Source organism: Moorena sp. SIO1G6, assembly GCF_010672795.1.
Taxonomy (GTDB): domain Bacteria; phylum Cyanobacteriota; class Cyanobacteriia; order Cyanobacteriales; family Coleofasciculaceae; genus Moorena; species Moorena producens.
On sequence record NZ_JAAHFZ010000034.1, the window covers coordinates 39,501 to 53,299 of the forward strand.

At 43.3% G+C, this 13,799-nt stretch carries 13 protein-coding genes and 2 pseudogenes; 1 reads left to right on the forward strand and 14 read right to left on the reverse strand.

What is annotated here, in order from left to right:
- Positions 1 to 6 precede the first annotated feature (6 nt).
- From F6K63_RS25310 to F6K63_RS25355, 10 genes and pseudogenes are all read right to left on the reverse strand, one after another.
- A complete protein-coding gene (locus F6K63_RS25310; RefSeq protein ID WP_287256225.1) occupies positions 7 to 132 on the reverse strand; it encodes a hypothetical protein in 126 nt (41 codons plus the stop codon).
- Between the two features lie 109 nt (positions 133 to 241).
- Positions 242 to 433 (reverse strand): hypothetical protein, encoded by a 192-nt coding sequence (locus F6K63_RS25315; RefSeq protein WP_287313426.1) that lies wholly within the window; start codon positions 431 to 433, stop codon positions 242 to 244.
- 16 nt (positions 434 to 449) lie between these two features.
- A pseudogene (locus F6K63_RS25320) lies at positions 450 to 1,865 on the reverse strand (glycoside hydrolase family 9 protein); the annotation flags it as partial.
- A 1,710-nt stretch (positions 1,866 to 3,575) separates the two neighbouring features.
- On the reverse strand, positions 3,576 to 3,923 hold the full coding sequence (locus F6K63_RS25325; RefSeq protein WP_008179156.1) for a cupin domain-containing protein: 348 nt from the start codon (positions 3,921 to 3,923) through the stop codon (positions 3,576 to 3,578).
- Between the two features lie 8 nt (positions 3,924 to 3,931).
- A complete protein-coding gene (locus F6K63_RS25330) occupies positions 3,932 to 4,918 on the reverse strand; it encodes an endonuclease/exonuclease/phosphatase family protein (RefSeq protein ID WP_008179155.1) in 987 nt (328 codons plus the stop codon).
- Positions 4,919 to 5,146: 228 nt separating this feature from the next.
- Positions 5,147 to 6,658 (reverse strand): GUN4 domain-containing protein, encoded by a 1,512-nt coding sequence (locus F6K63_RS25335; RefSeq protein ID WP_008179151.1) that lies wholly within the window; start codon positions 6,656 to 6,658, stop codon positions 5,147 to 5,149.
- A 286-nt stretch (positions 6,659 to 6,944) separates the two neighbouring features.
- Positions 6,945 to 7,838: a phosphodiester glycosidase family protein gene (locus F6K63_RS25340; protein WP_008179149.1), complete on the reverse strand. Its 894-nt coding sequence runs from the start codon at positions 7,836 to 7,838 to the stop codon at positions 6,945 to 6,947.
- Positions 7,839 to 7,938: 100 nt separating this feature from the next.
- Positions 7,939 to 8,421 (reverse strand): VOC family protein, encoded by a 483-nt coding sequence (locus tag F6K63_RS25345; protein WP_008179147.1) that lies wholly within the window; start codon positions 8,419 to 8,421, stop codon positions 7,939 to 7,941.
- A complete protein-coding gene (locus F6K63_RS25350; RefSeq protein ID WP_154659662.1) occupies positions 8,381 to 8,542 on the reverse strand; it encodes a hypothetical protein in 162 nt (53 codons plus the stop codon). Before F6K63_RS25350 ends, F6K63_RS25345 begins: the two co-directional genes overlap by 41 nt.
- A gap of 29 nt (positions 8,543 to 8,571) precedes the next feature.
- Entirely contained in the window at positions 8,572 to 9,390 is an 819-nt protein-coding gene (locus F6K63_RS25355; RefSeq protein ID WP_008179144.1) for a uroporphyrinogen-III synthase, read from the reverse strand.
- 424 nt (positions 9,391 to 9,814) lie between these two features.
- On the opposite strand from F6K63_RS25355, the gene F6K63_RS25360 reads away from it, so the two are divergent.
- The gene (locus tag F6K63_RS25360; protein ID WP_287265246.1) at positions 9,815 to 11,395 is read left to right on the forward strand and encodes an ArnT family glycosyltransferase; all 1,581 of its coding nucleotides are present in this window, start codon (positions 9,815 to 9,817) and stop codon (positions 11,393 to 11,395) included.
- 110 nt (positions 11,396 to 11,505) lie between these two features.
- Here the strand turns inward: F6K63_RS25360 and F6K63_RS25365 are convergent, their stop codons facing one another.
- From F6K63_RS25365 to F6K63_RS25385, 4 genes and pseudogenes are all read right to left on the reverse strand, one after another.
- Positions 11,506 to 11,793, reverse strand: coding sequence for a hypothetical protein (locus tag F6K63_RS25365; RefSeq protein WP_131826986.1), 288 nt, complete (start codon positions 11,791 to 11,793; stop codon positions 11,506 to 11,508).
- Positions 11,751 to 12,720, reverse strand: a pseudogene (locus F6K63_RS37990) (SDR family oxidoreductase). Before F6K63_RS37990 ends, F6K63_RS25365 begins: the two are co-directional and overlap by 43 nt.
- A gap of 12 nt (positions 12,721 to 12,732) precedes the next feature.
- Positions 12,733 to 12,861 carry a hypothetical protein gene (locus F6K63_RS25380; RefSeq protein WP_267871978.1) on the reverse strand — a complete coding sequence of 43 codons (129 nt, stop codon included), beginning with the start codon at positions 12,859 to 12,861 and terminating at the stop codon, positions 12,733 to 12,735.
- Between the two features lie 126 nt (positions 12,862 to 12,987).
- Positions 12,988 to 13,365: a hypothetical protein gene (locus F6K63_RS25385; RefSeq protein ID WP_044492157.1), complete on the reverse strand. Its 378-nt coding sequence runs from the start codon at positions 13,363 to 13,365 to the stop codon at positions 12,988 to 12,990.
- Positions 13,366 to 13,799 lie beyond the last annotated feature (434 nt).

Below are 13,799 nucleotides of genomic sequence, written 5' to 3' on the forward strand. Positions count from 1 at the left end.
TTGAAACTATAGCGCTTTGGAACAGGGAACAGGGAACAGGGAACAGGGAACAGGGAACAGGGAATAGGGAATAGGGAATAGGGAACAGGGAACAGTAGCAAAGACCGCGCTAGATCGCGCTAATCGCTGCATCACTACTCCCGACTCCCGACTCCCGACTCCCGACTCCCTAAAATCCCCCGATTACCGATTACCGAAACAACTAGACACGATATCAGAGGACAAACAAACCCCCAGCGCCCTAGCACTCTTTTCTCTTTTCCAGAGTAGCAATCGGGGCAACAATTGGCCAAAAAAGGGTTGCTATCGTCAACACTATCCAAGACAAGCAGATTTGCTCATGAGATAAATTAGTGTCTTTCTGGAACGCTTGAAACCAGATTAAGAAAAAGTAGAGAGCACCAAAAATGTAAAATCCCACTAGTACCGTCATAATGAAATTCCATAGACTAAATTATCAACTCACCAATCGGATTTGGTGTAGACACTAGTGGTTCAGGGATAGAACCCAGACTGACTGGACTGAGTTCCATCTCTTCAGCGTACAAATAGGCAAGAGCACCAGTAAAGCCAGCGTTGTAGTCAAGAGCTACTTCATTAGTGATAAAGTTTTCTCGACGATCTTCATAGGCATTATCATTTGCTTCAGATGGGCCTCCAACCAAAGCGCCTACGAGAACATGGCGGTTGTTCGTTGGTGATTGGATGTTATTGCTAGTGGAACCATGAGCCCCACGATGGTGGGGATTCTTGGGAGAATTGTCGCCAAAACCGACAACATAACTGCGATTGTTAGGATTTTCGCCAAGAATGTAGTCAATCTGATCCTCTGCGAAATCAGAGTAGCGACCATTAATATCATTAACGGTATCGCTATAAACACCAGCAAGGAAAGCGGTATTGGCAGCATATCGTAGGGAACCCCAGGTATCTAACCAAGCTAGTCCGCCCTCTGTATATTTGATCCCTTGACCACTGTCGTCACTCCAGTAGTTTAGCCAGCTTTCTACGTCTGTACGATACTTCTGTTGATTAGTCTCTTGAGCAAGAAGAATCCCTGTACCATAAGACTTGTCATCCCAAGATTGAGTCCATGTAGAAGGAATACCTCGGTAATGATTTTCTGCTTTATTCAAGTACCCCTGGTCACCAGTTGCTTTGTATAGCCACATTGCGCCCCAAGCTAGTTCGTCTTGGTAACCGCTCCAAGAATTGTAGAACTGAGCAGCATTGGTGATCGAGTCAGAGTACTTGCCGCGATAAGTTTCGGCAAAGTCAAATAGAGCTTTAGCTTCATCTAGTAGTTGCTTAGCGTAATCTTTATTCGAGGATTCAAAAACCATTGAAGCCGCAGCTAAGGCCGCAGCTGATTCACCTGCTAAATCAGAACCAGGATTTGAAGGATCAATTTTAAAAGCTGGTCGCTGCATGGTCATAGTTTCCGGCGGTCCCCAGAAGCTGTGGTCGATGTTACCGTCTCCAACCTGCCCCCAAAACTCTTTAGTTTGACCATTATTGTCGGTGATGTGGGCTTTGAGGATGTAATCCGTACCCCACTTAATGGCATCCAACGCCTCATCCCATTGACCCATTTGCTGGTAGGCGTCTTCATATTCGATTGCGCCCCAAGCCAGCATAGTCATGGAAGCAGCCATGGGGAAGCCGAATTTAACATGGTCTCCAGCATCGTAATAACCGCCAGTCAGATCAACACCGACATCTGCACCATCATTGAGGGCAGAATCTCCGCGCCATGGAATGCGATTGTCTCCAGGAAGTTTACCGGAGCGCTGAGCTTCATAAAACAAGAAGGACTTTTGGACAGCGTCACGATATGTAGATGCATTCATTGAATTATTTGCTCCTTGCTAATGCCTGATGAATTCGACGTTGCTGAATCCGGGTATGAATTTAGATTTTGAGACGTTGCACTATAACGTCTCTACACGGCTTGCCGTGATGCACCAAATCAATTTCATAGTTCAAATCAGCAACGCCTTGAACTGCAATGTGTCTAAGCTAAGCAGGCACACAAAATTGATTACACAAAATTGATTACACATTTCAAAAAACTCAAACCCTGACAATGTCAGGGTTAAAGAGATTGAGAATAGGTAATTAATTCTGTGTAGATTGTGTAGACTCTTAGGTGCTTAATGCGCATTTAAATTGGTTTTTAGCAGTTCCCAGATCAGCTGTTCCCTGCTATTTTTGAGGAATTTAGATATCACAATCTAAATGCTGCATAGGTTACACGGCTTGCCGTGATGCACCAAATCAATTTCATAGTTCAAATCCGTAACACCCACAATTAAGCAATGTAGCAAAGAAATATCTTGATTGGATGAAGGTTAATACCCCTCACGGGGGTACTAGGGTAAACCTATGGTTCTTCAGTACCTACTATGCTAAATTTATAGTTTACCCCCCCCGAAAAGCTTACTGTGTAAGGGTTATGAGGCTATTTAACCATAAATTTTTCCCATATAGCTGCCTCTTCCTCCTGCTCCGAAGTCCCTGCTCCGAACGCGCCCCGCGTGGCCTACGGCCTCAGTCCCTTTGGCAAAGTGTTAATTTAGCATAACAAGTACGGAAGAGCCAAACCTATCTTGTCAATCAGCCCAGCTATATAGTGGTTATTGGCAGTATTTATCACAAATATAGTTTTTTTTAAATTTATCTGAAAATACCTCAAGGGGTAATAACAATGCAAGAAAAGCTTAATTACTCTTGTGTGGTTTTAGATTCAAATGACCAACAATATATAGGCTATGTATTGTCAGTAACCTATTATACAGAATTATTGTTTTCATTAAAATGACGTAGATTTTTTGAATAATTAAGTAATATTATTTATTTAATACGACTAATTACTGAAATGAATTGGGATATCCAAGTAATTATGTAAGCATTCAGCTATCAGCTAATGCGCTACAGATGGTGCTACTTGAGGTGCTATCAGCTTATGGGTTACGTCCCAGCGTCGAAGGCTATGCCACGCTACACTGAATAGCTTTTGAATAAGCGATGCAGCGTGGTCTTGGGGGAAACCCCTAAGACCACGCTGCATCAAGACAACAGGTAACCTTCATTTAATCTGAGTTAAGTCTGCTGTTCACGTAGCGTGAGTCATTCGCGTAGCGTGGCCTTTGGTCAAGGCATTAGGCATTAGGCATTAGGCTGAATGTTTACGAGTTAAGGGAAAATGAGACGACAATAAATAGCGATCGCATTTCCCCATCACAACAGTAACCTCTAGTAAGTAATCAGGGCTAGCTAATCAAGTTATGAAACGTTTTACAAAACTTAATACTTTAGGATCATACTTGAAGGGCGATTACTCTATAGCGTTTCTGATACCTGATCTATTTGAGAAATGCTATAAGCGGGTTTAGAGTCCAGTTTTGGGCGTTGCTGAATCTTCGAATGAATAGGAGTAGAGTGGGCATCCTGCCCGCCCGAAGATTGTAACGGGCAAGATGCCCGTTCCACGCCTGATGCCCATTCCACAAAAGTCTTGAAATCATTCCATTATTAAGCAACGCCCAGTTTTGCGTAAGTCCTGAAAATTTTGCCTACGTCTGCTGCTGTTGCAAATTGCCATGAACGGCTAGCCAAATGCAGGGTGGCTCAGCACTGGTATATTCAACTCGATGCTTTTGATGAGCTTTAATAAATAGATAATCCCCTGCTTTGAGCTTGACACTGGAACCGTCAAGGTAGGCAAGGGTTGCTTGCCCTTGTAAGAGGATTACCCATTCGTCTTGGTCTTGGTCATACCACTCTCCGGTTGGTGTAGTTTGTCCAGTGGAGATGATGCGCTCGATTAATACGCTCTGGCTAGATATCAACGGTTCAAACAGTTCTTCGGTAGGAAGTTCAGGAGGTAAGTTGAAAATGTTAGCTATCTCTTCAGTGTTCATACATCACCTTATGAATCAAGTTCGATGGAGACAACGACCTGTCCGTGATCAGATTGCCAAGTCTCAATTTTCTCTTCACTCAAAGTTTCGTCGATCAGATGATCATTGAAAAGGGAGACATACCCAACTCTGCCAATGCGTTTGGGATTTTGAACCACGAATTCCTGACTAACCAGGATGTGATCTAGGCTCTCGTGGTGGCCATTATGGATGTGGGTGTAGTAGAAGTCACCATAGTTTTGTCGAGCTTGAATGTCTTTGACGTAATACAACAACACATCCCAGATGATCTGCTTTTGCTGAAACCAGAGTTTTCTCAAAGGAGGCTCTCCAGAAACGATTTGAGAGGTTATAGCCAGACCACTATCATTGACATCACCCATAACTATTACCGGATGATCCCTGTGCTGAAGCTTATCCATCAAAATTACCCGCAAAGCTGTTGCTTCAGCTGCTCGGAGGATTAGAGATCTCGCTTGTCCTTTGGCTTGTTCAATTGGGTCGTTGCGGTCTACTCCATCTGGGATGATCGGACGCTTGGACTTGAGGTGAATTACAAAAACTGTACAATCAATCGTGTCACTCAGCTTGAGATGTGCTTCCAACACTGGTCGAGAAAAACGCTTGAGTGGGATGTCTGTTCCTTGGATATCCAGGCATGCCGTAGTGGGAAAATCTTTGATGACGTTGTATTCAAGCACTGGAAACCTGGAGGTCAGGGCAACAACTGGACTTTTACCCGTAGGGTTTGCGAACACAGTGGTGGCATTGTCATAAACTTGGCTCTGAGCCAGTGCTTGTTGGAGAGCTTCTTTATGAAATACCTCTTGAAAGCCAACAATGTCAGCTTTCATCTTCTTCAGTTGTTCAGCGATCCAGGTGGTCTTAAGAGCGTACTCTGTTTGGGTATATATCTTTTTTCTATAGTATAGGACATCTGGTAGCACTAAGTTGCATAGGTTAAAGGTTCCAACTTTGAAACGGTTTCGATTCATGATTCTTATTTGTGCTGAGAATTATTTCTCCAGCTTGGCATTTCCTCAACCTAAGCGTTCAGCTGTCAGCTATCAGCTAATAGGTCCGATGCGTCGAAGCCTGTGCCACACTGTCTTGATGCAAAGCGCGAGTGGGGGAAACCCCCAAGACCAGGCTGCACCTCAAGTAGCGTGCCCATAAGCTGATACGCGACACGCTGACGGCTGATAGCTGAATACTTACAAACGCTATAACCAACACTCCTCAAGGTGAGAGAATAAATTAACCCTCATCCTCCAAATCGATAATACTCCCAAATTCATGCCATCACGACCAACCAGAGTTGGCAGGTGACCCACTGGAGCCCAGATTACGGAAAATGTAAGGTCTTCATAATTTTTCCATCGTCTTCTGAGGTGCAATCCTTTGCGCTGTCGCCATCCCACACTATGACCAAATTGTTGATAAAGCTGAGTTTGATACGCTAATATGTTAGGGAAATAATTACTGCGGGAAATACTGTTTGGGTTGTAATAGGAACTCAAAACATACACGCTTCGGTTGAATTCTAGTTTATCAACGTTATTCTCGTCACTATCAAGTTTTCCCCCAAGCTTCTGCCAAATTTCTTTTTGCAAACTGAAGCCGAATTGCCCACTGCTATACTTTAGCCAAAGCTGCTCAATGGTGTGTAGATCGGTGCAGGGAAAATTCTTGATTGACTCAGGATCGAGATTGTTGTCTTCTTCTCGATCAACTGCTTTAACCATTAGAGCAAAGGTTTCCTGATCGGCTTCTTTCCATTTACCGGCTTTGAGTAAATCTCGCAAGTTAGAGTAGTCTATGCCTTGATCAGAAATGAGTTGGTCAGGTTGGTGTAGGTCAACAGTTATCCCCAACTCTTTGTGTTTTTTATTTAATGTATATTGAACAATTTCAGGAATCTTACCATACCGTTCATAGTTTTCCACAATTTTGCGATACTTGGCTTCGATTTTGCGATACTCACTATCGGGATCATCCTTGGGGTCTTTATTCATTAAAATAGTCAGTAAAATATCCAACCCTTTATTATCGAGAAACAGAGCTGGCTCGATCTGGGGCTTAATAGTCTGGACTTTTTCGGTGGCATAGTTATGTAATTCACGAACATAGATTAAGCCAGCCCCATCTCGGTCTGCTGCACCAGTTTCAATGCCTTCGACTAAGTACTGGGTGTAAAGGGAACAATGAGGTGCTTCCTGTTCAAAAGAGGTTTGTGTAGTTGTGGAGGAGGTGAGAACTGCTCGCCCTGGAGCACTGAGTTCTTCCTTGAGATTGACACTCACAGGTTCTGTCAGCGAACCATCAGCGGAAGCACTATAGTAATCACACTCAAGAATTACTATTTGTTGCTGAGCATCACTACGACTAAATTGCTGGTGTAAAAAAGAAGCGGGTAATGCAGTACCTTCAAGGTTATCTTTAGTCGTGATGCTAGTTGTTAAATACAGTTTACCATCCTGATTAATAATTCCTTGGCCAGAGAAAAAAACTAGGGCTAAGTCATTGACACCACATTGGTCAACTAGGTTCTGAATTGCCTCTTTTAGGTTGACCATATTGGGATTGAGCAGCAAGTCTACCCGATTAAAATCCCCTAGGGTTTTCTCTTGTAAAACTCGCTGCATTGCTTGCACATCATGGGAGGCAGCTTGATGGGTAGTTAAACCTTCTGCATACTGATCAACCGCGATCAGCAGTGCTACTTTCTTAGCCATTTACTTTTTCACTAATGCCATCTATTATCTTCTTATAGCATTTCTAAAATAGGTGAGGTACACAAGTTTTGGATTTTAGGGAATAGGGAATCGGGAATCGGGAATCGGGAATAGGAAAACGGGAATAGGTCAAAAATCCTGTGTACCTCATAAAGAGGAGAACTGCTATATAATAATTAAGGACTGATTATATTTTCAGATCGTTCCGACTCCCGACTCCCTCGGTGCGCTTACAGTCGTCGAATTAAATTCGCCACGGGTCGCACCGCTCCCGACTCCCTACTAGTCACGGGTCTTGGTTAACCATTAGAATCGATTTAATTTTTCGTTTGATTCGATTTCCGTTTTTGTCCACTCTCCCATAAATGGTTTTGCCGTTATAATAAAGAGCGGAGGAGCTTCCTCCATCTAGATTCATGGCTTTTTCCACCCCAGCAGTTTTCAGGAAGGTAGCTAGGGCCCTGAACGACATACCGGAATTTCTGGGAGCTTCTGGTTTTTGAGCGACCATGACTAACAAAATGCTGCCATCAGGAGTAATACCGACTGCACTTCTAGCATTGAGTCGGCTGCTCCCTAGGGCATCTCGTATGACTTTGCCATTTTCTACAGCTACAAAACCTTCGGTGACTGATGTAATTTGTGGAACCAGCAACGGACCACTGCCTAGGGCATCTAATAATTGACAACCGGGGGGGGTCGGTTCACTGTGTAGGGTAATATCATAGCGGACTGTTGACCCACAACGGTATCGCCGAAATTCTGATCGATTGAGAATTTTATCCATGTAGGGCTGTAAGTTGGGATTTTGGATTAGCCCCTGGTTGTCACGGGGATCTGCTACTAGTTGCCCTTGCTTGATTACGATTGAGGTGGTCTTCTGATTTTTTGGGTCAAAAAAACCGCCGTTGATGGCAGCTACAGCTTGGTGCTTTTGGGCTAAATCTTCTAAGGTGATTAACTGTTCCGATATGGCTGGAGTAACGGAAAATCCACTTTCAGCTGGAATTAATAAGGTATGAACCACACTAAAGTCTAGAGGATGGGATTGGTATTTGATCTGTTTCTGGGGTGGCGAAACATCTGAAGAGAGGGCATCGGGTGGCTGGTGATTCCGGATAGATAACCACCCAATGGCTAAACCAATGGCAATCAAGCTCAGCCCAAGGATTTTTCTCACGTTCTTTTAGAAGCAATAACTATAGCAAAGGGAACAGCGGATCTGGGAGTCGGGAATAGCGATGCAGAGGTGCGACTCCCTATTCCCTTCGCTAAATTACTCAACCAGATGTCACATCATAAAGCATAATCCGATGACCGTCGTAATCGCAGAATGCTTGCTCAGTGAAATTGAGGTTTGGTGGTCTAGTAAAGTAATTGGGCTCAATGGTTTCAAGGCCGAGTTCACGGATTTTCTCAATGGTTAGGGTCAGGTCTTTTACTCTGACCACCAGGGCTAAACGATAGGGAGTGGTAGGGGTGGGTAATTCAATTCCCTTGACTTCGGTCAGGGCTAGGGCTCTAGGTTCGTCTTCTGTACTGAGTGATGCAAATTTGAGCTGAGCACTTTTGGGAAACTGAAACACTTGGTAGAGGTAAGAGTCTGGGGATGCTTCAGCCAGATAGTCGAGCTTAAATCCTAGGATATCTTGGTAAATGGTGAATGCTCGTTCGAGATCAGCAACTACCAAGCAGGGGCGCTTGATGTGAAGCCGATCTAGATTAGGGGTATTGGGGTTGACTGAGGGCTGATTGGTTTCCATTCACCCACCTAAATTTCCCTTCGCTAATTATATAGCAAAGGGAATCGGGAATCGGGAATCGGGAATCGGGAATCGGGAATCGGGAGTAAGAAGTACGGAATATGGCATCAAAAATTATCACAATTTATTTAGGATTACGATAGCTGAAAGTTAGCTATTAAAAAAGTTTGCGATCGCATTCGCAAATCCCTCAAAGGAGCGGTAATTTTTAGATACAATAGAGACAGTTAACCCCAAGTTTTCAGTATTAGCAGCGGTATAGGGACCAAAGCAAGCAATGACACAATGGTTATAATCCTGGGGGGAGTTTACCATTGTCAAAAAAGCGGTCACTTCTGCGGTGCTACTAAAAGCAATAACATCTATCTTGCCTTGACGAATCAGATTCAATTCTACATCATAGATAGTTTTATCCAAAATTCGGGTTTGATAGGTCAATACTGGACTGACTTTTATGCCCAATTCCTGTAAACCGGAAATAAAATTGGGAATGACATTAGGTTCTGGTATCCCGACCACCTTTGGAATAGGAACTAATATAGTTTTCTGATCAATAGTTGGATAGTTAGACAATTCAGTAACCATTCCGGTTGGGCTAGCTTCAGCCGGAACTAAATCAGCTGTTACTCCAAAATCCGACAATCTTTCGGCATCTTTTCCAATGGCAGATAGTTGACAATTTTTCAGCACAGATTTAGAAATACCCAAGGATGCCATGCGGGCAAAAAAAGCGTCTATTCCGTTGCGACTAGTAAAGGCAATCCAATCAAATTTACTTATTTCCCTGAGAGCAGCATCTAATTCAGGATAATTTTCTAACAAACAGGTTTCAATGGTTGGCATCACTATGGGAAGTCCACCCTGGTTAATGATTTGTTGAGATAACCGAGACCCATAGGTTCTTGGTGCTGTTACAATGATTCTTTTGCCATAGAGAGGGAGTTGATTTGATGGAGATAGAGGATGCATCTTTTGATTATCAATCTATATCAAGACAGGGAACAGGGAACAGGGAACAGGGAATAGGTAACAGGGAATAGGAAAAAAAAACTGTGGACATTATAGTTATTAAAAACGCTTTAAATGCTGCTATAGAGTTAATAAATAAATACAAAAAAATAATTACAGTTTTTTTGATTACCAAAAATTCCTATATACTTAATTAAATCTTGCCTCTTGCCTTTCCCAAAGAGATTATGTTCACAAATCAAATGGAAATGCTATATAACCATCCTAGGGCGAAACTAGTCAAAACATTAATATAGCGTTTTTCATACTTATGAGGTACAGTCAATTTTGTTACCCCGTCTCCCGACTCCCGACTCCCTACTCCCGACTCCCTACTCCCGACTCCCTACTCCCGACTCCCTACTCCCTACTCCCTTTGTTATAGATGAACAAATTAGCACTTACCTTAAAAAATCCCTCTCTCACTGATATCAAGTGGATCCTAAGCCTTTTCCTGGCCGCCCTTTTCCTTTGGGGTATTTTTCTGGGAAATGTACCCCTACGGGACTGGGATGAAGGCACTAGAGCCCTGATCGCTAGAGAAATCTATCGCACGGGTAACTGGCTCCATCCTACTCTGTGGGGAGAACCTTATCTACTGAAACCCCCTTTGATGGATTGGCTGATTGCTTTAAGCTATAAAGTAGGGGGTGTCCAAGAATTCACTACTCGTTTGCCTGGTGCTTTTTTGTCAGCGTGTGGAGTACCACTGCTCTATTTAGTAGCACGAGAACTATTCCTTCAACGTCTCAGTGCCATATTTGCCGCTAGCGTCTACTTAACCCTGTTGCCAGTTGTGCGCCACGGACGTTTGGCAATGCTGGATGGCATGATCAATACTTGGTTTTTGCTGTTGCTATTTTGCTTACTTAAAGCTTGTCAGGCTCAGTCTTATTGGGCAATTGGGATCGGAGTTTGTTTAGGACTAATTACTTTCACAAAAGGTCTATTAGTTGTGCCTCTAGGGGCAATTGCTTTGGTCTTTATTCTGGCCAATAAAACCTTAGGGTTGTTGAAAAGTCGCTATTTTTGGTTGGGCATAGTCCTAGGTTACGCACCGGTTTTGGTTTGGTATATTGCCCAATGGCAGCATTATGGAGCAACCTTTTGGCAAGTTCATTTTCTCTCTCAAGGATTTGCTCGCATCTCTGAAAAGGTGGAAGGGAATCAAGGATCAGCGTGGTATTATCTTTTGGAGTTAATTAAGTATACTTTCCCTTGGCTATTGTTTTGGATAGGAGGATTCTATCTAGCTTGGCGAAAACCCCTCACGAGTTGGGGGAGTTTAATTTTAATTGGGACTATCGGCTATTTGACAATTATTTCTATGATGGCCACTAAGCTACCCTGGTATATTATGCCTGTGTATCCCTTTTTTGCTATAGCTGTTGCCGCTAAACTCACTGTATTTTGGCAACATTGGAGTCGTTATCCTAAGATTTTAACAATTATTTTAGGATTTATTGGAGTAGCTGCTTTAGGGGGATGTATTTATTTTATCTTGGCAGATCCCCAACCGGTTTTAATCCTTATGGGTATGGTGGTAAGCCTAACCATGACCCTAGCGGCTTGGACAATTAAACAGCATAACCGCAATTTTATCCCAATTTTATTGATAGGGATGTATATAACTTTGGTATTATTAATGAGTTCTCACTCTTGGCTCTGGGAGTTAAATGAAGCATTTCCAGTTAAGCCAGTGGCGGCTTTGATTCAGGAAAATACGGCTCCAGGGGATATTATCTATACGTCTTTTTCCTATCAGCGTCCTAGTTTAGATTTTTATAGCGATCGCAAAGTGATTCCCCAAGATGAAAATACTTTAAAACAGTTGTGTTCAACTCAATCTTACCTGCTCTTGGACAATTCTACGTTAGCGGCTTTGCAATTACCTAACCAAGTATTTTTAGGCACTGCTGAAGGGTTTACGTTAGCGAGAGGGGTGGGAGTAGGGAGTGGGGAGTAGGGAATCGGGAGGTAAGCATTCAGCTATCAGCTATCAGCTTTCAGCTATCAGCATTCAGCTTTCAGCTATCAGCATTCAGCTTTCAGCTTTCAGCTATCAGCATTCAGCTATCAGCCATTGGCCGTAGGCCAGGCGTTGCTGAATCTTCTTTTGAATAGGAGTAGAGTGGGCATCCTGCCCGCCCGAAAATATATTGAAACTGGCAAGATGCCAGTTCCACCAAGATGCCCATTCCACAAAAGTCTTGAAATCATTCCATTATTAAGCAACGCCGTAGGGCAAGCTACACCGAACAGCTTTTGAATAAAATAAGCTGACCGCTGACCGCTGACCGCTGACCGCTGACGGCTGATAGCTAAATGCTTAAGTACTCCAGAGTAGAAAATAGCCCTGGCCAATCAATTACTGATGGTCTCGCTCCCCTATTTATCAGCTCAAAAACTTTTCCAACTGTAACAGAGTTAGCAATGGATTCTACACAAGCTGATGCCACATCAATCCGGCTAGTTTGACCTGATAAAGTATCCCCGGTACCTAAGACTAACCCTAATTTTCCTGCTGTTGTCGCTTTCAACAGAGTGTTTAAATCATAGGAGGTAAACGGACCGTCGATCAATCGTCCTGGGCGAATAATAGTATAAGGTAATCCTGAATTAATGATAATTTCTTCAGCTTTTTGTTTGGCATCGAGTACACCAAAGGAATTAAGAATACTATAGGGTGGTTTATCTTTCCGTAGCACACCACAAGAGGATACAAAGACAAACCGCTTGAGGTCTTTAGGAGCTGCTGCTACCAGGTTGGTGACTCCTATAACATCAACTTGCTCAGGACTATTTTTGGCTTTAGTACGAGCGTAGGTGGGGTTGAGATAGATCTTGAGCCACTCGATCACACTTGGGAATCCTTTCGCCTGATCCATTGTGTCGAAATCCCACTTATTAGAAGGGAAAGCAGTCGTTCCAGTACAACAGATGATATGAGTAACATTTTGGATGGCAGGGGGGAGGCTAGGGCGTGTTTTCAAACTCGGAGATCCCCCTAAATCCCCCTTAAAAAAGGGGGACTTTGAGAATGGCTCCCCCCTTCCGCGCGGGGGGTTGGGGGGGATCTAAATCTTGCGGAAAACTTTGAAAACACGGCCTAGAGGGATAGCGGATATCACCAACTATAATCTCTACTCGGTTATCAAACATTTCCTGAGCTTTTTCAGCACTGCGAGTCAGAACACTAACCTGAAAACCTTTCTCTAGTAGCTTGGCCACCGTTAGCTGTCCAACCCCACCTGTAGCACCCGCCACCAGTACTTTCTCTGTTGAAGTCATCACCCCTGCTCCTCAAGTTTTGGTCTTAACTGGAATTGGAAATAAGTATATAGTAGTCGGGAGTCGGGAATCGGGAATCGGGAATCGGGAGTCGGGAAGTGTGGGAAGCCATGGCCAATAGGCCACGCTACGCGATCGCATTCAACAATCTCACTAATCCCAGGATTATTCTTGCTAATTGAAATTGTCAGCTATCAGCTGATAGCTGATAGCTGTTCGCTGAATCCTTACTTTGATTCCTAGGATTTTACAGAATCCAAAATGTAATTAGTCGCCAATAACCGTAAAAGTAAAGGCACTATCGGCAGGACGATCTGGAGAAGAAGTTTGTACGACCAAATAATCGGGTCCGACTTCAACAATTGCAGCAGACATATTGAAAGTCTTCCACGGCGAACCATATATAGAAACAGTAGGTGCTGGCAGACTTTGAAATCCTTCTTGAAACTGTATAAGATAAATACCTCCGTCGAGTTCCCGGCTTTTGAAACCCTCACCATACCATACTTGACCATCTGAATTAACAGCCCCATAAAGCTCACGAGCTTGAGCTACAGCAGGGTTAGCAACGAAAACAGACAAGCACAAAGCAACTAAAAGAAAGAAGGAAGCAACTTTCTTCCCGATAGACTGAAAATTCACCATCATATCTCCATTTGATGATCATTGTTAACCTAAAACTTTTGTTGTCTCAGGTTGCGATAACAACCTACCACGAACAGAGCAGACATTCCCCAAAGCCTTAACATTTTCTCAATATTTTTTTTAAAATTAATCTAGGATAGTAAACCAATATCTCTTACTTTGTCAAGCAAAGAAGGGAAGTGTGGGAATATCAAGAATCTCACCAATCCCAGCATTATAGTGCTACGCGCAAGTCAGAAGTCAGAAGTCAGAAGTCAGAAGTCAGCTATGACTAAGTTTCGGAATTTATGAATTTCAAACACCTTAATGCGTAGTGCTATATTCTTACTAATTGAAATCAAGCATTTCTTTTAAGCTAATAACCTTGGCCTTTCGGCCACGCTACGCGAACAAGCTTGGCCTTTGGCCACGCTACGCGAACAACCTGCTAACCT

Bases quoted from the DNA above. Each gene is read 5' to 3' on its own strand.
- F6K63_RS25385 (WP_044492157.1), bottom strand. From the start codon at position 13,365: ATGGTGAATTTTCAGTCTATCGGGAAGAAAGTTGCTTCCTTCTTTCTT.
- F6K63_RS25380 (WP_267871978.1), bottom strand. From the start codon at position 12,861: ATGCGATCGCGTAGCGTGGCCTATTGGCCATGGCTTCCCACACTTCCC.
- F6K63_RS25355 (WP_008179144.1), bottom strand. From the start codon at position 9,390: ATGCATCCTCTATCTCCATCAAATCAACTCCCTCTCTATGGCAAAAGA.
- F6K63_RS25325 (WP_008179156.1), bottom strand. From the start codon at position 3,923: ATGAACACTGAAGAGATAGCTAACATTTTCAACTTACCTCCTGAACTT.
- F6K63_RS25360 (WP_287265246.1), top strand. From the start codon at position 9,815: ATGAACAAATTAGCACTTACCTTAAAAAATCCCTCTCTCACTGATATC.
- F6K63_RS25310 (WP_287256225.1), bottom strand. From the start codon at position 132: ATGCAGCGATTAGCGCGATCTAGCGCGGTCTTTGCTACTGTTCCCTGT.
- F6K63_RS25330 (WP_008179155.1), bottom strand. From the start codon at position 4,918: ATGAATCGAAACCGTTTCAAAGTTGGAACCTTTAACCTATGCAACTTA.
- F6K63_RS25345 (WP_008179147.1), bottom strand. From the start codon at position 8,421: ATGGAAACCAATCAGCCCTCAGTCAACCCCAATACCCCTAATCTAGAT.
- F6K63_RS25335 (WP_008179151.1), bottom strand. From the start codon at position 6,658: ATGGCTAAGAAAGTAGCACTGCTGATCGCGGTTGATCAGTATGCAGAA.
- F6K63_RS25315 (WP_287313426.1), bottom strand. From the start codon at position 433: ATGACGGTACTAGTGGGATTTTACATTTTTGGTGCTCTCTACTTTTTC.